The sequence below is a fragment of the Methylobacterium endophyticum genome (assembly GCF_050591105.1).
Classification (GTDB): Bacteria; Pseudomonadota; Alphaproteobacteria; order Rhizobiales; family Beijerinckiaceae; genus Methylobacterium.
The window spans coordinates 137,007-154,690 of record NZ_JBNHES010000010.1 but is presented as its reverse complement, the minus strand read 5'-3'; the positions used below and the strand labels follow the sequence as shown (position 1 = coordinate 154,690).

The window sequence follows — 17,684 nt, the reverse complement described above, 5'->3', positions numbered from 1 at the left end:
CTTGCGCCTTCGAACGGGACCATCCGAAGGCGCGGCGGTCTTACTCCCGCATGACGTAGGTGAAGAAGCGGATCGTACCGTCCTTCTCCACCTGCCGGTAGACGCCCTGGATCTCGGCCTCGAAGCCGGGAAACAGGTTGGCCGAGCGCTCGAACATCTTGAAATAGTCGAGCATGGGCTTGGCCCGCTCGTCGAGCCGCTCGCCCGGCAGCACCGTGCCGATGCCCGGCGGATAGACCAGCAGCAGCGTCGTGGCGATGCGCCCCTCCGCCTCGGCGATGGGCACGAAGTCGACATTGTTGCGGGTGAGCGCCTGCACGGCGTCCTTCGGGCTCATCACCATCTCGGGCAGGTGCTTCGGCTCGAACTGCTTGCGCTGGAGGGCGCTGGTGCCGGCCTCCCGGTGGAAGGCGTGGAAATCGGCGCAGAGGTCGCGCAGGCGCACGCCCTGGTAGCGCTGCGGCCGTCGGCGCACGAATTCCGGCATCGCCTCCTCCAGCGGCACGTTCTCGTCGTGCAGGCGCTTGAAGGCGACGAGCCCTGAGATCAGCGTGCCGGCCTTGGAGGATTCGACGCCCGGCGTCAGCAGGAAGAGCAGCGAGTTGAGGTCGTTCTTCTCGGCCACGATCCGGTTCTCGCGCAGGTACTGCGCGACGATGGGCGCGGGCACGCCGTGGTCGGCGTACTGGCCGGTCTTTCGGTCGAAGCCGGGGGTGAGCACCGTCAGCTTGTTCGGGTCGGTGATGGCGAAGCCCGGCGCGACGTGCTTGAAGCCGTGCCAGGCGGCCCCCGGCGCCAGCTCCCAATAGCGCGCATCGCCCGCCAGCACGTCGGTGGAGAGGCTCTCCCAGGGCACGTCCTCGCCGTCCGGCCCCTCGACCACGTCCGGCACGAAGGGGTCGAAGAACCAGCGCTCGCGCTTGTTCGTCGCCTCCTCCTCCAGCTCCCGGCGGATGGCGCGGACCTTCTTGCGCCACTCGATGCCGAGCCGGATGGTGTCGTCCCACAGGATCATGCCGGAGCGGCCCTTCATCATCTGCGCGCCGACGTCGAGGGAGGCGAACAGCGGGTAGAAGGGCGAGGTCGAGGCGTGGACGAGGAAGCTTTCGTTGAGGCGGCGGTGCTCCACGCGCCGCGTCTGGCCGCGGATATGCCCGTCGCGGGTGTGGATCTGCGAGGCCTGGGAGAAGCTCGCGAGCTGCTTGTGGGTCGACTGCGTGGCGATGATGCCCGGCGAGTTCTCGTCGAGCCCCTTCAGCCCCATGGCGAAGCGGCCGGCATAGAGCGGGTGGAACTTCATGAAGCCCGCCCAGGCCTCGTCGAAGAGGATGTAGTCGCACAGGTGCCCGATGCGCGCGACCACCTCCTGCGCGTCGAGGATGGTGCCGTCATAGGTGCATTGCTCGATGACGGCGACGCGGAACGGGCGCTCGCGCGACCACGCGTCGGGATCCTTCACCAGCGGGTTCTTGCGGATCTTCTCGCGGATCGCCGTCTCGTCGAGGGCCGCGTGGTAGATCGGCCCGATCAGCCCGTAGGGGTTGCGGTCGGTCTCCAGAAAGATCGGGATGCCGCCGCCGAGGAAGAGCGCGCCGTGATGCGCGGCCTTGTGGTTGTTGCGGTCGAACAGCACCAGGTCGCCCTCCGCCACCAGGGCCGAGAGCGCGATCTTGTTCGAGGCCGAGGTGCCGTTGAGGACGAAATAGGTCTTCTCCGCCCCGAAGATCTGGGCCGCTTCCTTCTGGGCCTTCAGAGCCGGTCCCTCGTGGACGAGGAGATCGCCGAGATCGAGGACGGAATTGTCGAGGTCGTCGCGGAAGATCGCCTCGCCGAGATGCTCCACGAAGATGCGCCCGATGGGCGAGCGGTTGTAGAAGATGCCGCCGTTATGGCCGGGGCAGGTCCAGAGCTGGTTGCCCATCTCGGCATAGTCGACCAGCGCGCCGAAGAACGGCGTCTTCAGGGTCTCGGCGTATTGCGTCACGCGGCTGACGAGCCCGCGCGCGATGAATTCCGGCGTCTCCTCGGCGAGGAAGATGTAGCCGTCGATGAAGTCGAGGAGCTCGACGGGGATGTCCTCCAGGCGCTTGCGCCGGACCATGATGACGATCGGCATCTCGAGGCCGCGCTTCCTCATCATGTCGATGAGGGCGGCGGCCTTGCCGTCGAGCCCGCGCTTGCCCCAGTCGACCACCATGCAGCCGATGGCGGCGTCCGTCTGGACGGCGATGGAGGCGTCCTCGACGCGGCGCGCGCGCACCACCTCGAAGCCCCGCCCCTCGACGGCGGCGATGATCTGCTGGACGCGGGCGCCCTCCAGATCGTCCGGGTCGAAGTTCGGCGCGCACATCAGAACGGTGAAGCGGCGGTGGAAGTCCATGGCGCGGCGGCTTTTTCTGCGATGGCGCGGCGGCGCGGCCTGAGAAGGCCGGCGCGGCGCTCGGATGTGGCGGTCGGTCCGGGACGGGGTAGCGGCGCTGTCCCCTCCCGGCAAGCGGCGCAACCCTCGGCCGGGATCGTGACGCTCCGATGACTCCGTGCGTGCCGGCCCGCGCCGGTGCCGCCACGCACAGCCGCGCCAGGACGGCACGGATACTGGGCTTTTCACGGATCGCGGGCGCCGATACAGTTTTCGGGCGGACGGATACGGCTTTCGTGAAGTCTCGACCGCGCCGCGGTCCGGGGAGGTAGACATGAAGACGTCCATGCTGGTGCTCGCCGCGTTCCTCGCCCTCACCGGCACCGCCCTGGCAGAAGGCCCCGCCGCCGGCCCCGCTCCTGCCGCCGCTACCACTGCCGCCGCTCCCGCCGCGCCTGCGGCCCGCGCCGCCGCCCCGGCCCCGCGTCCGCGCGGCTACCGCTCCGCCCGCTATTCCGGCGGGCGCGGCGCAACCTGGAAGACCGGGCGCGACGCCTACGGGTTCATGGGCAGCTACGGCGGCTGCCGCTATCGCGGCCATGCCGGCCCCAACGGCTACCGTCTCGACAAGAGCTGCTGAGGCCCCCGGCGCTCGGAACGGCGCGGAGCGTGTGGACGCCGCGCTTCGGGCTTGACTTTGGCACGCCCGTTCCGCGTGCTGGCGGGGCCTCGCCGATCCCGCCCCAGCCCTCCGCGCATGCCGCATGTCCGTTGAGAAGGATGCATCCGTGCCGCACGGCGTGAGGCGCACGCGATGAAGCGCACCATCGCGGCGATCCTGGCCGCCGACGTCGCCGGCTATTCCCGGCTGATCGCGGAGGACGAGGACGACACCCTCACCCGGCTCGGGGAATACGGCGCCGTCTTCCGCGAGCAGGTGTCGACCTTCGACGGCCGCGTCTTCAACACGGCGGGCGACGCCATACTGGCCGAGTTCCCGAGCGCCGTGGAGGCGCTGCGGGCGGCCATCGCCATCCAGGAACGCCTGCGCGATCTCAACCGGCCCTATCCGGCGAGCCGCCGGGTCCAGTTCCGCATGGGCCTCAACATCGGCGACGTGGTCCAGCGCGACGGGGACATGCTCGGCGACGGCGTGAACGTCGCCGCGCGGCTGGAAGGCATCGCCGAGATCGGCGGCATCTGCATCTCCCGCTCGGTGCACGATGCCATCGCCGCCCGCGTGCAGGTCCGCTTCAAGGACATCGGTCCGCAGAAGCTCAAGAACATCCCCCGGCCGGTGCATGCCTTCCGCGTGATCCTGCCCTCCGACGGCGCCGAGCCGCCCGAGCGCCGGAGCCGGCGCGCGGTGATTCTGCGCTGGTCGGCGGCGGCGCTGGTCCTGCTCTGCCTCGCGGGCGGCGGAGGGGTGATGCTACGCCGCTACCTCACGGCGGCGCCGCCCGAGACCGCGACGGCGGAGGCCGCGCCCGCTCCCGACCGGCCCGACCTGATGAGCGTCAGCGTGGTGAAGGCCGGCCGCGCCTGCTTCCAGGACCAGGTGCTGCTCAGCGGCACCATCGTGGCCCGCCACGATGTCGAGGTGCGGCCGGAGCGCGAGGGTCTGAAGGTCGTCCGCGTGCTGGCCGAGCCCCTGGCCGAGGTCGCCGCCGGACAGGTGCTGGCGCAGCTCGCCCGCGCGGACGGCGGCGACGGGCCGACCGTCGAGCTGCGCGCGCCGCTGCCCGGCATCGTCGGCCGCAGCACGGCGGTGGCGGGCGCCCCCGCCTCGGCCTACGCCCCCGCCCTGTTCCAGATCGTCGGGCAGGGCGAGTACGAGCTCGCCGCCGAGGTGCCGCTATCGGCCATGGCGCGGCTCTCGCCGGGCCTCGCCGCCACGGTGACGCCCCTCGGCCACGGCGACCTGCCGGGCCGGGTGCGCACGGTCTCGCCCGTCGTCGACGGCGGGACGCAGCTCGGGCGGGTGCGCGTGCTGCTGCGCTCCGGGCGCGGCCTGCGTCCGGGCGTCTTCGCGCGCGGCGTGGTGACGGTGGCCGAACGCTGCGGCATCGCGGTGCCGGCGGGCGCGATCCAGCGCGAGGCGGACGCCTCCATCGTCTACATCGCCCGCGGCAACCGGATCGAGGCGCGGCCGGTGACGACGGGACTCTCTTCCGGCAATCGGGTCGAGATCCGCGACGGGCTCGACGGCTCGGAGGCCGTCGTTCTGCGCGCTGGCCCGTTCCTGCGGGAGGGCGATACGGTGCATGCCATCGTGGCGGCCTCCGCCGAGTGAGGCCGGCCGGCATCGCCAGAGTCCTTCCCGAATCCCGCCGCGAGAAAGTCGTGCGAACAGTTGAATAGGGCCGGCGGATGCGCAGTCTCGCAAGATTCGTCATCGGCGCGACACAGGCTCTCGACAGTAGCCCCGCGCGCGGCCGATGTGATCAAGCGCACGAAAGCAGCGTTCTTCAAGTGAATCGCCGGTCGGACGGGCGGAATCCGCGTTGCATCCGCCTGTCCGGAGGGGTAGTTTTCGGGCTCGACGGAAGCCGGCGCGAGCCGGCCTGATCCGTCGTCCCGCCTGCCGGAGTCGTCGGCGTGTCCCGGTTTCCCCTCGCCCTGATCTTCAGCCTCGCGCTGACGCTCTTCGCCGAGCAGGCCTCGGCGGAAGGCCGGCGCGTGGCGTTGGTGGTCGGCGTCTCCGCCTACGAGTCGGTGCCGAAGCTCCCGAACGCCGTCAACGACGCCTCCGCCATGGCGGATCTCTTCCGCAAGGCCGGCTTCGACGTGGTGACGGCGCGGAGCGACGTCGGCAACCTCGCCCTCAAGCGCGCCATCCGCGAATTCGAGGACGCGGTGGCCGACGCCGACATCGCGGTGGTCTATTATGCCGGCCACGGCATCGAGATTCGCGATCAGAACTATTTGATCCCGACCGACGCCAAGCTCGTCAACGAGCGCGACGCCGACGACGAGGCCATTCCGCTGGATCGCGTCATCACGGCGCTGGAGCCGGCCAAGCGCCTGCGGCTCATCATCCTCGACGCCTGCCGCGACAACCCCTTCGCCAGCAAGATCAAGCGCCGCGTCGCCACCCGCGCCATCTCCTCGGGGCTCGCCCGCGTGGAGCCCTCGCAGACCGACACGCTCATCGCCTACGCGGCGAAGGAGAAGAACGTCGCCAATGACGGCGACGGCGAGCACAGCCCCTTCACCACCGCGCTGCTGGCCAACCTCACCGTGCCGGGGCTCGACGTGCGCCTCGCCTTCGGCCGGGTGCGCGACGACGTGCTGCGCGCCACGCGCCGCCAGCAGGAGCCCTTCGTCTACGGCTCGCTCGGCGGCGGCACCGTGGCGCTCGTCCCGGCCGCGCCCGAGCGTGCGGTGGCGCCCGCCGCCCCGCGCCTCGACGTCGACCTCGCCAAGTCCGACTACGAGATCGTCGAGCGCGTGGGCAAGAAGGAGGCCTGGGAGGTCTTCCTCAACACCCACAAGAGCGGCCTCTACGCCGATCTCGCCCGTGTCCAGCTCGCCAAGCTCGGCGAGGTCGGCGGGCTGATGGCGCGCAGCGATGCCCCCGGCGCCTCCCTCGGCCCCGGCCGCGACACCACCCGCGATGCGCCGAAGGTCGAGGCTCCCCCCGTCCAGTCGCCGCCGAAGCCCAGCCCCGCCGAGCAGCGTGCCTGGGACAAGATCAAGGCGTCGACCGATCAGGCCGCCATCCGCAAGTTCCTGGCCGACTTCCCGGCCTCCCCCCTGGTGCCCGTGGCGCAGGAGCGTCTCGAGACCCTGGAGCGCCTCGCCCGCCAGCGCGAAGAGACCCTGCGCATCGAGCGCGAGGCTGCTCGCCAGAAGGAAGAGGACGAGAAGCAGAAGCTCGCCGCCGAGGCCGAGCGCAAGCGCATCGAGAAGGAAGCCGCCCGCCAGAAGGAGGAGGAGGCTCGCGCCAAGGCCGTCGAGCTCGCCCGCCAGAAGGCCGAGGCGCTCGCCGCCGCCAAGCAGCGGGAGGCCGAGGAGAAGGCCAAGGCCGCCGAGGAGCTGGCCCGCCGCCGCGAGGAGGAGGAGCGCGTCAAGGCCGCCGCCCTCGCCGAGCGCCAGCGTCAGGCCGAGGAGCGCGCCAAGGCCGCCGAGATCGAGCGCCGACAAGCCGAGCGCGAAGCCGCCGACCGTCGCCGCGAGATCGAGGAGGCGGCCCGCGTCGCCGCCGCCGCCAAGGCCGCCCGCGAGGCGGAGGAGCGGACCCAGCGCGCCAAGGTCGAGGAGGCCCGCAAGTCGGAAGCCGCCAAGGCCGCCGAGATCGCCGCGCAGCAGCGCCGCGACGCCGAGGAGAAGGCCAAGGCCGCCGCTCTCGCCGCCCAGCAGAAGCAGGCCGAGGACCGGGCCAAGGCCGCCGAGGCGGCGCGGATCGCGGCCGAGCGCGACGCCGCCGCCAAGCAGCAGGAGGCCGCCGAGCGCGCCAAGATGTCCGACGCCGACCGCCAGAAGGAGCGGGCCGCCGCCGAGGCCGAGCGCCGCAAGGCCCAGGCCGCCGCCGAGGAAGCCGCCGAGCGCAAGGCCGAGCGGGCCGCCGCCGCCAAGCGCCGCGAGGCGGCCGAGGAGGCCCGCCGCGAGGCCGCCGAGGAAGCGGCCGCCAACCGGCGCAAGGCGGCCGACATCGCCCGCCGCGCGTCCGAGCGTCAGGCCGAGCGCGCGGCCGCCGCCGCCGAACAGCGTCGCGCCTCCGAGCGGGCCGCCGCGGCTTCCGAGCAGCGCCGCCGCGCCGCCCAGGCCCGCCCGGCGCCCGCCCCCCGCGCGCGGGCCGAGGCCGCGGCCCGTCCGGCGCCGCGCTCCTCCGGCGGCGGAGGAGGCTACGGCGGCGGTGGCGGATCTCCGAGCCTCATGGGCATCGGCTTCTGAGGACGGGCGGTCTCACAACCGCTGCAAGGTGAAGGTTTCGAGCTGTTCGAGCGCCGTTCAGCGAGAATCTGTGAAACGGATCAAGACACGAGCGGCCGACGCATCGGCCGGTGACGGCAAGACGGTTCGATACGCAATGTCCATCTGGAGAGAGACCGGCATCCCCGCCGCCTCCCGCCGGCGGACGTGAAGGAGAAGGTCGATGATCGGAATCAAGGGTTTGGCCGGCGGCCTCGTCGGTGCGGTGATCGTCGCCGGTGCGGCAATGGCGGATACGTCGACCGAGCGCGCCGCCTGCCTGCGCGGCGCCACGCCGGCGCCGTCCGCCTGGAGCTCGGACGGCGCCTGCGGACATGCCGTGCGCACCAGCCATCGCCGGACCCTGCGGCCGGTGCTGGCGGGCGTCGACGGTTATCCGCCGGTCACGCTGCTGCGCGGCACGCCTCTGCGCTTCACCAGCCTGCTGATCCTCGGCATCGGCTACTGACGCGCGCGCCCTCGCAAGCCGAAAGGCTTCGAGCGGCGGCCCAAGTTTACACCATTGTCGGTCGATGCGTTCGGCCCCCGCACCTTTCCCTCCCCCCTCCGCGGGGGAGGATGGACTTCGCGTGAGCGAGGGTCGGGTGAGGGGAGCGCGCTGTCCGGCACCGCCGCTCCCCTCACCCGACCCGCTTCGCGGGCCACCCTCTCGCAAATGGGAGAGGACGAAGGAGCGACACCGAACCGATCGACCGGAAACCGTATCGGCGCATCTCGCGCAATCCCTCCGCGCCGTCGTGCCGGAGAAAAGGCTTTCGGTGATCGAAGGTTTCGTGAGGCACTGAGCGAGCCGCTCTCTCGCAGACCGTTCCAAACGTGGGGGGCAGGCGCGGAGGCGACCGACTCGACGGGTTGGCCCCCCGGAAGATCGCAGCAAGCTGGAGAGGCCGGCTTCCGATCGGAAACGGATCGTCGTCAGACGAGATCGGGTGGCACGGGCTCGATCTTCCCGCCCTCGCTCCAGCATATGCTTGCCGACGGGATGCGGCGTTCCGCGCGGAGCCCGATTGCCCAGGTTCGGCGCAAGTCCGGCAAAGGGGAATCCTCTGCTGGTATGGCCTTCCAACCCCCTTCGGGGCGCGGATCGGGGGCGCTCAGCCCGCGTAGACGCTCGCGGCGGAATTCGGAAATTTCTCGGCCAGGGCCCGACGCAGCTTTTCGAGGGCGCGGTTCTCGATCTGGCGCACGCGCTCCTTCGAGATGCCGAGGCGATGGCCCAGCGCCTCGAGGGTTGCCTGATCCTCGGCGAGACGGCGCTCGCGCAGGATGCGCAGCTCGCGCTCCGACAGGACGGTCAGCGCCTGCTTCAGCCAGACCAGACGGCGCTCGCCGTCGACGGTGGCGGAGACGGTCTCGTCGGGCAGCGCCGCTCCGTCGACGAGGAAATCCATGCGCTCCGAGGAAGCCTCGCTCTCCTCGCCCACGGGGGCGTTCAGCGACATGTCGGGGCCCGACAGCCGGGCGTCCATCAGCGCCACGTCGGCCCGCGACACGCCGATGGCGGTGGCGATGCGCCGGTGGATCTCGTCGCCGACCCGGTCCTCGGTGGACTGCATCAGGCGCGCCCGCAGGCGGCGGAGATTGAAGAACAGCGCCTTCTGGGCCGAGCTGGTGCCACCGCGGACGATGGACCAGTTGCGCAGGATGTAGTCCTGGATCGAGGCCCTGATCCACCAGGTCGCGTAGGTGGAGAAGCGGACCTCCCGCTCCGGCTCGAAGCGGGCCGCCGCCTCCATCAGCCCGACATGCCCTTCCTGCACGAGGTCCGCCATCGGCAGGCCGTAGTGGCGGAAGCGGCCCGCGATCGCGATGACGAGGCGCATATGCGCGGAGATGAGCTGGTGGAGGGCGTGCTCGTCGCGCTTCTCCTTCCAGCGCACGGCGAGGTCGCGTTCCTCCTCTCGGGCGAGGAAGGGCGCCTCCATGGCGGTCCTGATGAACTGCCGGCGAATTCCCGCGATCTCTGCCATCCCCGCCTCGCTTCTTTCGATGGAGCGCTGTTTCGGCGAAGGACAGGCACGGCGATGCCCTGCGGCACCGGCTGGGACCCACGCCAGGCCTCCGATAACGGAAGTGGTTAGCGATGGTTCCCCTTCGCGACGGGGGAATGACGGGCGGGCGCATCGGTCGCAGCTCGATCGGGGGAAGCGGGCACGAAAAAGCCCGGCGCCATCGGCACCGGGCTCGTCTCGTCGTCCTGCCTGAGGAAGAGGGCGGGCCTTCTCAGGCGGCCTCTTCCTGAAGGTCGTCGCCCTCGGCGTCGCCATCCGCCTCGGCCTCGCTCTTGCCGCGGCGGGGCGACTTGGCGAGGCTCTGCTCGATCAGCTTGAGGGCCTCGGTCTCGGTGATCTTGTTCACCGAGGAGATCTCGCGGACAATCCGGTCGAGGGCCGCCTCGTAGAGCTGGCGCTCGCTGTAGGACTGCTCGGGCTGCGCCTCGGAGCGATACAGGTCGCGCACCACCTCGGTGACGGAGATGAGGTCGCCGGAATTGATCTTGGCCTCGTATTCCTGGGCGCGGCGGGACCACATGGTGCGCTTGATGCGGGCGCGGCCGGTGAGCACGTCGAGGGCCTTCTTGACGAGCTCGGGCTCGGCGAGCTTGCGCATGCCGACGCTATTGGCCTTCGCGGTGGGGACGCGCAGGACCATCTTGTCCTTCTCGAACGAAACGACGAACAGCTCCAGCTTGTACCCGGCGATCTCCTGCTCCTCGATGGCGACGATGCGCCCGACGCCGTGCGCCGGGTACACGACCGCTTCGCCGGTCTTGAAACCCTGGCGGGCTCCCGTCGTCTTCTTGGCTGTGGTCATGCGAGAAGGGCCTCCGAACATCACGCGGTCCTGCGCCGCGCCGGGACATGTCTGCCGGGACGGGACGCCCGGCTTTAGCACCGTTGTCCGAACTCCCGCCCGATAGAACGGCGGGAGGCCGGGTTCCCCGGTCTGACCGGCCACATGCCAAGACGGAACGACCGCCAGAGGATCCCCCCAGAGGTCGATCGATGCTACCCCGTTTCCATGGAATGCCTGGACCCGCGCGGCGGCGGACGGAGGTGCACGTCAGGCGCAAGCGACGGCAGACCTGTTGTGTAGCACAATCAAGCCGCCAAATCAAAGGATTGCGCGAACGCGAACCGTCCCCGGCGGTCTCGACGGGAACGGTTTTGCACGGGTTGGCCGGGGTCCCGCCCTTGCGCCGGACGGGTCTTCCACAGGCTCGGAGGGAGCCCGAGGCGGGGGGTCAGTCGCCGGTGCCGGGGGCCGCCGAGAAATGCTCCGCGAGCTTGTTGGCGACGCCGTCCCAGGTCTTGGCGTCGGCGGGCGCGTCCTTCTTCTGGGTGATGTTCGGCCAGCTTTTGGCGTAGTCGGCGTTGAGCTTCAGCCAGCTCTCGAGGCTCGGCTCGGTGTCGGGCTTGATCGCCTCGGCCGGGCATTCCGGCTCGCAGACGCCGCAGTCGATGCACTCGTCGGGATGGATGACGAGCATGTTCTCGCCCTCGTAGAAGCAGTCCACGGGGCAGACCTCGACGCAGTCCATGTACTTGCACTTGATGCAATTGTCGGTGACGACGTAGGTCATGTCCGGCTTTCGTCCTCGATCCGCGCGGATCGGCCGTCGAGACGCTGGGCGGTCGGTCCGCGGGCGTCACGGCCCGTTCGCGCGGCACTCTACGGGTGCGCGGGCGGACCGCCGGAGCGGTCCTTGGAGACGCACGGCTCTAGCCCCTGGCAGGGAGGCTGACAAGCGGGCCCCGGCGGGCCTCCGTCCGGTTCGAGCGACTGTGTCTCCCTCCTGCCGCGCGGCGGTTCAGGCGGGATCGCCGTCCGGCCCGGAGAGGGGTTCGTAGAGCCCGCGCGCCTCGGGCGCCGGCCCCCGGCGCTCGCCGAGCGCCACGATCCGCACCACCGCCGTGCCGTGCGCGGCCGCGACCGTGACGATATCGCCCAGACAGACGGCCTTTGCGGGTGCCTCGGTCCGGGCCCCGTTCAGGCGGACATGGCCGTCGCTGACGAGCCGCGCGGCGAGGGTCCGCGTCTTCGCGAACCGGGCGAACCAGAGCCACTTGTCGAGCCGCTGGCGCCCCGCCTCCATCGCGGTCCGGGGTCAGCGCTTGCCGTTGCCGCCGGATTCGAGCTGGGCCTTCAGGGCCGCGAGCTTGGCGAAGGGCGAATCCGGGTCGGGCGCCCGCTCGCGCCGGGGCGGACGCTGCTCCTGATGCGCGGCGGGACGGTTCTCGTCGCGGCGGTCGGGACGGCCGCGTCCGCCCTCGAAGCGGTCGCGCCGCTGGCCGCCATCGGCCCGTCGCGGCCCGTCGTTGCGCTCGCCCTCGTTGCGATTTCCCTGGCGCTCGCCCTGGCCCTGCGGCCGGTTCTCCCCGGAGCGGTCGCGCTGGCGCTCGAAGCGCTCGCGGCGGCCGCCGCCGTCCTGGCGGGGGGCGCCCTCCGGCCCGGCGGCGTCGCGGCCCTGGTGGCGCTGGCGGTTCGGGCGCGAGCCCGGCTGGCGCTGGAAGCGGTGCAGGTGCCAGACCTCGACGGTGACGGGCTCGGCGGGAGCCTCGGCCGGCGTCTCTGCTTCCTGGGCGGCGGCAGGCGTGCTCTCAGCGAGAGCCTCCTCAGGGGCCTCCGTCTCCGACGCGGCGGCCGGAGCAGCCTCCTCCTCGACCGGCTCGGTCGCGGCGGCCGGGGGCTGCGCGACGGGTTCGGCGGGAGATTCGGCGGCAGCGTCCTCGGCCGGGGCTTCCGGCGCGGTCTCGGCGACGGTGTCCGTCTCCGGCGCCACGATCTCCGGCGCGGCGTCCGCCGGCTCGGCGGCAACCACCGGAGCCTCCGCGGTCTCGGAGGCCAGCTCGGCGGAGGCCACGGCGTCCGTCGTCGCGTCCGTGTCCTGCGGGGCCGCCGGTTCGGCGGTCGCCGGAACCACCGGCTGCGTCGAGGCGGCAGGGATCAGCGGCACGGTGATGGCCGGGCCGGGGCGGGTCTCGGAGACGTAGCCGAGCGATTTCAGGATCGAGGCGAAATCCTCCCCCGAGCAGCCGACGAGCGAGGTCATGCCCACGGTGCCGACGAAGCCCTCGCCGTCGGCGGCGCCGGCGGGCGGCTCGCCGGCGGTGGTGCCGGGGCGGTAGGCGATGGCCGGGCGGATCAGGTCGGCGAGCCGCTCCAGGATGTCGACGCGCACGGCCCGCTCGCCGCAGACCCGGAAGCCGGCGGCGCGGTAGAGCCCCTTGGCGATCTCGGGATCGACCTTGATCGAGGTGCGGCCGGAGCCGGCGAGATGCGCGATCTCGTCGAGGCCGCGCTGGTCGAGGCCGCCGTTGCGCAGCGCCCAGAGCTGGGCGGCGAGCGTGCGTGGCGCCGGCTTCAGCAGGGCCGGCAGGAAGATGTGATAGGCGCCGAAGCGGACGCCGTGGCGGCGCAGCGCCCCGCGCCCGTCCTGGTCGAGCGTGCGCATCTCGTGCGCCACCTTGGCGCGCTCCAGCACGCCCAGCGCCTCCACCACCTGATAGCCGATGCCCTTGGCGAGCCCGGTGAGGTCGGCGGCCGATTCGATCTCGATGAGCGGCCCGAGGAGCCGCGTCACATGCGCCTTGAGCCAGGCGTCGAGCCGGGCCTCGACCCGCTCGCGGGCGCCCCCGGCGAGATGCTCGTCGGCGATGAGGCGGATGCGCGGCTCGAACAGCTTGTCGCCCGGCGTCAGCTTGGCGACCGGGTCCCCGGTCCAGCGGATGGTGCCGTCATGCGACAGCACGAGGGCGGAATCGGCGGCGCTGGCGAAGCGCTCGGCCCGCGCCTCGATCTCGCCGCCGAGCACCTTCTCGGCGGCGCTGCGCAGGGTCTTGGCCTCCTGGCCTTCCGCGTTCGCGTCGGGGACGAACTGGAATCCATGCAGATGGCCGACGTGCTGGCCCTCGACGGTTACGTCACCGCCGGCGGTGATCTCGGCTTCGAGCATGGTCTTCTCTCTCAGGCGCCGCATCAGGACGCTGGTGCGCCGATCGACGAAGCGGCTCGCGAGGCGTTCGTGCAGGGCGTCGGACAGCCTGTCCTCTACCCGACGCGTCTCGCCCTGCCAATGGAGCGGATCGACGAGCCAGTCGGGCCGGTTCGCCACGAAGGTCCAGGTGCGCCCTTGAGCGATGCGCTGCGAGAGCGCGTCGATGTCGCCGTCGGTGCGGTCGATCAGGGCGACGTGCTTGGCGAACCAGTCGTTGGGAATGCGCCCGGCCATCCCCCGCATCAGGAAGCGGTAGAGCTGGGCGATGAGATCGGCGTGGGTCTGCGGGTGGACCTTGCGGTAGTCCGGCACGCCGCAGGCCTCCCAGAGGCGCTTCACGGAGGCGGGGCCCGTGGCGATGTCGCGGAACTCCTCCTCCCGCATCAGGATCTCCAGCGCCTGCTGGTCCTCGCCCATGGGGGCGCGGGTCAGCCCCATTTCGCGCGGGTGCTCGTCGAGGCTGTCGCGCAACGCGTCGAGGGAGGAGAAGGCGAGATCGGGGTTGCGCCATTGCAGCACCCGCAAGGGGTCGAAGCTGTGGCTCTCCAGGGCCTCCACCATCTCGGGCTCGAACGGGCGGCAGCGCCCCGTCGAGCCGAAGGTGCCGTCCGAGAGGTGGCGCCCGGCGCGTCCCGCGATCTGGCCCATCTCGGCGGGCGTCAGCTTGCGGAATCGGGTGCCGTCGTATTTCCAGTTCGCGGCGAAGGCGACGTGGTCGACATCGAGGTTGAGCCCCATGCCCACCGCGTCGGTGGCGACGAGATAGTCCACGTCGCCGGACTGGTAGAGCTCCACCTGGGCGTTGCGGGTGCGGGGCGAGAGCGCGCCGAGCACCACCGCCGCGCCGCCGCGCTGGCGCCGGATCAACTCGGCGATGGTGTAGACCTCCTCGGCCGAGAAGGCGACGATGGCCGAGCGCGGCGGCAGCCGCGAGATCTTCTTCTCGCCCGCGAAGGTGAGCTTGGAGAGGCGCGGGCGCGTCGTCGTCTGGACGCCGGGGATCAGGCCCTGAAGCAGCGGCTGGATGGTCGAGGAGCCGATCAGCAGCGTCTCCTCGCGGCCGCGCTGGTAGAGCAGGCGGTCGGTGAAGACGTGGCCGCGATCCATGTCGGCGGCGAGCTGGATCTCGTCGATGGCCACGAACGCCACGTCGAGGTCGCGCGGCATCGCCTCGATGGTGGCGATCCAGTAGCGCGGCCGGTCCGGTTTTATCTTCTCCTCGCCGGTGACGAGGGCGACCTTGTCGAAGCCGACCCGCTCCGCCACGCGCAGATAGACCTCCCGCGCGAGCAGCCGCAGGGGCAGGCCGATCATCCCCGTGGGATGGGCCAGCATGCGCTCGATGGCGAGATGCGTCTTGCCGGTGTTGGTGGGCCCGAGCACCGCCGTGACGCCGCGCGCGCGGGCCTGCGCTGGAAGGGAGCGGATCATCGGGTCTTTTGAAGCGGCGTCCCTTCCGCCGGCAAGGCCGGCGAGGCGTCGGACAAGGCGCGGGGAGGCTGGGAGCGCCCGCCTTCGTCAGCGGCCGCCGTAGGAACCCGTCCCGCGCCGGGGAGAGCCCTCATATGGGGCCGGACCGTCCCCGCTTCCAATGCCCGGCACGCCGTAGATCTGGATGTCGACATTCGGGCGCGGGCCGTCGAGATCGGCGCAGAGGGTGTCGGGCATGGCCACGAGCGGACCCTTCCGGGCCGGGCGGCCTTCCGTGACCTGCGCGGAGGAATAGGCATTTCCGCCGCAGCCGCCCTGCGTCTCGAGGGGCGCTGCCTGAACCGCGGTCGCCAGCAACAGCCCTGCGAGACAGCCCGCGCGGAGCATCGGCCTACTCGCCGAGGCTCGCGACGGCGGAAGGCGCGGCCGCCGTCGCGCCGTTGCCCGAGTGGGTCCAGCGGGTGGCCTCGATGATGTTGGTGCCGATGGTGGTGCGCACGGCGATGCGCATGGGCACCAGCACCCGCGTGCCGTCGACGGGCGCGAGCCACACCGACATGTCGCGGTTTTCCTCCATGAAGCGCACGCCGGGCCGGTCGGCGCGGTGGCCGGCGATGGCCTGGTAGCGGGCGTTGCAGACGAGCACCGGGCCGGAATAGCCCGGCTTCTCCACGGTGCGGGTCTCGGCGTAGCTCAGCACCACGTTGAAGCGGGTGGCGCCGTCGAAGACGGGGAGCGTGCGGTTGCAGTTCTCGGGGTCGGTGAGCTCGCCGCGCGCATGGGCCGGCATCATCAGGGCGCTCGCCGGATCGATCACGCCGCGCTTCTCGGCGGCCGTGACGGGCACGCGGTCCCCGGTGTCGAGGAGCGGAGGCGTCACCTCCGACTGGGTGACGTTGCCGCGCGCCAGCGCCATGCGCACGGCGATGCCGGAATGGCTGGTGCGGGTGGCGATGGCGAAGGCGTTCGGCTGCGGGCCGGCGGCGATGATCCCGGCCGAGCGGGCCGAGCCCTGGCCGCCGGTGATGGCGCCGGCGATGCCGGTGAGCACCGCCGAGACGTCCATGCGGTATTTCGAGCCCTCGAAGGAGCCGGCGAGACGGGCCGTTCCGATGGGCAGGCCGGCGAGGTTCACGCCGTAGTCGACGGCGACCGTGGCGGTGCCGGGCCTGGCGGCGCGGGGGCGCGCCTCGGCCTGCCCCGAGAGGGCGGTCCCGGCGAGAATCGCGCCGGCGAGCAGGAGGGAAGAGGGGGCGCGGACGGAAGGGGCGCACATGGTCCGGCTCGACTCCTTGAGGAACGCCCGCACGGGCATCGCCGCCGGTACGGATGGGTGCTTCAGGTTATCGATGGGTAGGGTTAACAGATCGTTCGGCGGGGCGGTGTCCCGCGCCCGCCACAGGGACGGAGCGTTTTCCGGCTCTCGCCTTGACGCAAAGCCGGCCCGTCGCCTATAGGCTCGCCCCTTCAACAGGACTCCGCCGGACCTGGAAACACGCTTGGGCCACCCGAGCGGCTCATGCCGCGTCGGCCTTGAGCGAACCGCGGGCGGAACGAGACGGGATTTTTGATCAGATGGCACGCCGCTGCGAGCTGACGGGCAAGGGGGTCCAGGTCGGACACCTCGTGAGCCACTCGAACCACAAGACCAAGTGCCGGTTCCTGCCGAACCTGTGCCAGGTCACGCTGACCTCGGACGCGCTCAACAAGCGCGTGCGTCTGCGCGTCACCGCCCATGCGCTGCGCTCGGTGGAGCATCGCGGCGGCCTCGACGCCTTCCTGGTGAAGGCGCGCGAGGTCGAGCTGTCGCAGACGGCCCGCCTCCTCAAGCGCGAGATCCAGAAGAAGCTCGCCGAAGCCGAGACGCCGGCCGCCGCCTGACGCTCCTGCGGCGTCCGCGCCGCCCGCGTCCCGGCCCGTCCGTTTCAGGTTCCAGCCGCTGCCCGCGACCGCGCGGGCGGCGGTTTTTTCGCGTCCGCGCGGTCCTTGGCATCCGTGCCTTGCGGGGTGGCTCCTGCCGATGAACGCGCTCACCCTCATCGCGCCGATCTTCGGCCTCGTGCTGATCGGCTGGGCGGCGGCCGTCTCCGGCCTGCTCTCGGACAGGGTGAGCGACGGGCTCTCCGAATACGTCTTCGCCATCGCGGTGCCGGCGCTGATCGTCGGGACGCTCAGCCGGCCGGGGCTCTCGGGCGAGATCGCCTGGTCCTACTGGATCAGCTATTTCGGCGGCGCGGCCATCGCCTGGGCCTGCGGCTCGCTGATCGCGACGCGCCGGGCCGGCGTCGACCGGCGGGGCGCGATCCTGCACGGTTTCGCGGCGAGCCAGTCGAACACCATCTTCATCGGCGTGCCGACGATCCTCCAGGCCTATGGCGAGGAGGGCGCCTTCCCGCTGTTCATGCTGCTCGCCGTGCATCTGCCGCTGATGATGGGCGCGGCGACCTTCCTGATCGAGGCGGACGCCGACAAGCCGCTGATCGAGCGCCTGCGCGGCCTCGGGCTGGTTCTCCTGCGAAACGCGATCTTCCTGGCGCTGATGCTCGGGCTCGCGATGCGGCTCTCGGGCGTGTCGCTCGGCGGCACGCCGAAGGCCATCGTCGATGCGCTCGGCAGCACCGCCTCGACCTGCGCGCTGATCGCGCTCGGGGCCGGGCTGAAGCGCTACCGCGTGCTGCACGACCTGCCCGGCGCCCTGACCATCTCGGCGCTGAAGCTCGGCGTGCATCCGCTCGCGGTCTATCTGCTCGCCTTCCACGTCTTCAGCATGCCGCGCGCCTATGCGGGGGTGGCGACGCTGTTCGCGGCGATGCCCGTCGGCATCAACTCCTACCTGCTCGCGGCGCGCTACCGCACGGAGGTCGGCGTCGTCGCGGCGGCGATCCTCGCCTCGACGCTGCTCGCGATCCTGACGACGCTCGGCTGGCTGTTCGTGCTCGGCCGGGCGTGACGGAGAGAGCG

The 17,684-nt window shown here is 71.5% G+C and carries 14 protein-coding genes; 6 read left to right on the top strand and 8 right to left on the bottom strand.

The annotated features are described in order from the left end of the window. Nucleotides 1-40: 40 nt before the first annotated feature. Nucleotides 41-2,380 carry an Orn/Lys/Arg family decarboxylase gene (locus ACP56T_RS13325; protein WP_430912600.1) on the bottom strand — a complete coding sequence of 780 codons (2,340 nt, stop codon included), beginning with the start codon at nt 2,378-2,380 and terminating at the stop codon, nt 41-43. A gap of 313 nt (nt 2,381-2,693) precedes the next feature. Here ACP56T_RS13325 and ACP56T_RS13320 point away from each other — a divergent pair, with 313 nt between their 5' ends. The 4 genes from ACP56T_RS13320 to ACP56T_RS13305 all read left to right on the top strand — a co-directional run bounded on the left by ACP56T_RS13320 (nt 2,694) and on the right by ACP56T_RS13305 (nt 7,742). Beyond that, nucleotides 2,694-2,999: a translation initiation factor IF-2 gene (locus ACP56T_RS13320; RefSeq protein WP_430912599.1), complete on the top strand. Its 306-nt coding sequence runs from the start codon at nt 2,694-2,696 to the stop codon at nt 2,997-2,999. Between the two features lie 174 nt (nt 3,000-3,173). Further along, nucleotides 3,174-4,652 (top strand): adenylate/guanylate cyclase domain-containing protein, encoded by a 1,479-nt coding sequence (locus ACP56T_RS13315; protein ID WP_430912598.1) that lies wholly within the window; start codon nt 3,174-3,176, stop codon nt 4,650-4,652. A 305-nt stretch (nt 4,653-4,957) separates the two neighbouring features. Next, nucleotides 4,958-7,255: a caspase family protein gene (locus ACP56T_RS13310; protein WP_430912597.1), complete on the top strand. Its 2,298-nt coding sequence runs from the start codon at nt 4,958-4,960 to the stop codon at nt 7,253-7,255. 202 nt (nt 7,256-7,457) lie between these two features. After that, on the top strand, nt 7,458-7,742 hold the full coding sequence (locus tag ACP56T_RS13305) for a hypothetical protein (protein WP_430912596.1): 285 nt from the start codon (nt 7,458-7,460) through the stop codon (nt 7,740-7,742). Between the two features lie 646 nt (nt 7,743-8,388). Here the strand turns inward: ACP56T_RS13305 and ACP56T_RS13300 are convergent. From ACP56T_RS13300 to ACP56T_RS13270, 7 genes are all read right to left on the bottom strand, one after another. Further along, complete coding sequence (locus tag ACP56T_RS13300; protein WP_430912595.1) at nt 8,389-9,264, bottom strand: RNA polymerase factor sigma-32; 876 nt, start codon at nt 9,262-9,264, stop codon at nt 8,389-8,391. Nucleotides 9,265-9,517: 253 nt separating this feature from the next. Next, nucleotides 9,518-10,108 (bottom strand): CarD family transcriptional regulator, encoded by a 591-nt coding sequence (locus tag ACP56T_RS13295; protein WP_430912594.1) that lies wholly within the window; start codon nt 10,106-10,108, stop codon nt 9,518-9,520. A 430-nt stretch (nt 10,109-10,538) separates the two neighbouring features. Continuing rightward, nucleotides 10,539-10,877: a ferredoxin FdxA gene (fdxA, locus tag ACP56T_RS13290; RefSeq protein ID WP_430912592.1), complete on the bottom strand. Its 339-nt coding sequence runs from the start codon at nt 10,875-10,877 to the stop codon at nt 10,539-10,541. Between the two features lie 228 nt (nt 10,878-11,105). Beyond that, nucleotides 11,106-11,390, bottom strand: a complete 285-nt coding sequence (locus tag ACP56T_RS13285; RefSeq protein WP_430912590.1) for an RNA-binding S4 domain-containing protein — start codon at nt 11,388-11,390, stop codon at nt 11,106-11,108. A 12-nt stretch (nt 11,391-11,402) separates the two neighbouring features. Beyond that, the gene (locus ACP56T_RS13280; RefSeq protein ID WP_430912589.1) at nt 11,403-14,723 is read right to left on the bottom strand and encodes a helicase-related protein; all 3,321 of its coding nucleotides are present in this window, start codon (nt 14,721-14,723) and stop codon (nt 11,403-11,405) included. 87 nt (nt 14,724-14,810) lie between these two features. After that, nucleotides 14,811-14,966: a hypothetical protein gene (locus ACP56T_RS13275; RefSeq protein ID WP_430912588.1), complete on the bottom strand. Its 156-nt coding sequence runs from the start codon at nt 14,964-14,966 to the stop codon at nt 14,811-14,813. Between the two features lie 148 nt (nt 14,967-15,114). Continuing rightward, complete coding sequence (locus ACP56T_RS13270) at nt 15,115-15,999, bottom strand: DUF3108 domain-containing protein (RefSeq protein WP_430912587.1); 885 nt, start codon at nt 15,997-15,999, stop codon at nt 15,115-15,117. 299 nt (nt 16,000-16,298) lie between these two features. Here ACP56T_RS13270 and rpmB point away from each other — a divergent pair, with 299 nt between their 5' ends. Both rpmB and ACP56T_RS13260 read left to right on the top strand, forming a co-directional pair. Then, nucleotides 16,299-16,604 (top strand): 50S ribosomal protein L28, encoded by a 306-nt coding sequence (gene rpmB, locus ACP56T_RS13265; protein ID WP_430912586.1) that lies wholly within the window; start codon nt 16,299-16,301, stop codon nt 16,602-16,604. A gap of 139 nt (nt 16,605-16,743) precedes the next feature. Then, entirely contained in the window at nt 16,744-17,673 is a 930-nt protein-coding gene (locus ACP56T_RS13260; RefSeq protein WP_430912585.1) for an AEC family transporter, read from the top strand. Nucleotides 17,674-17,684: the final 11 nt, after the last annotated feature.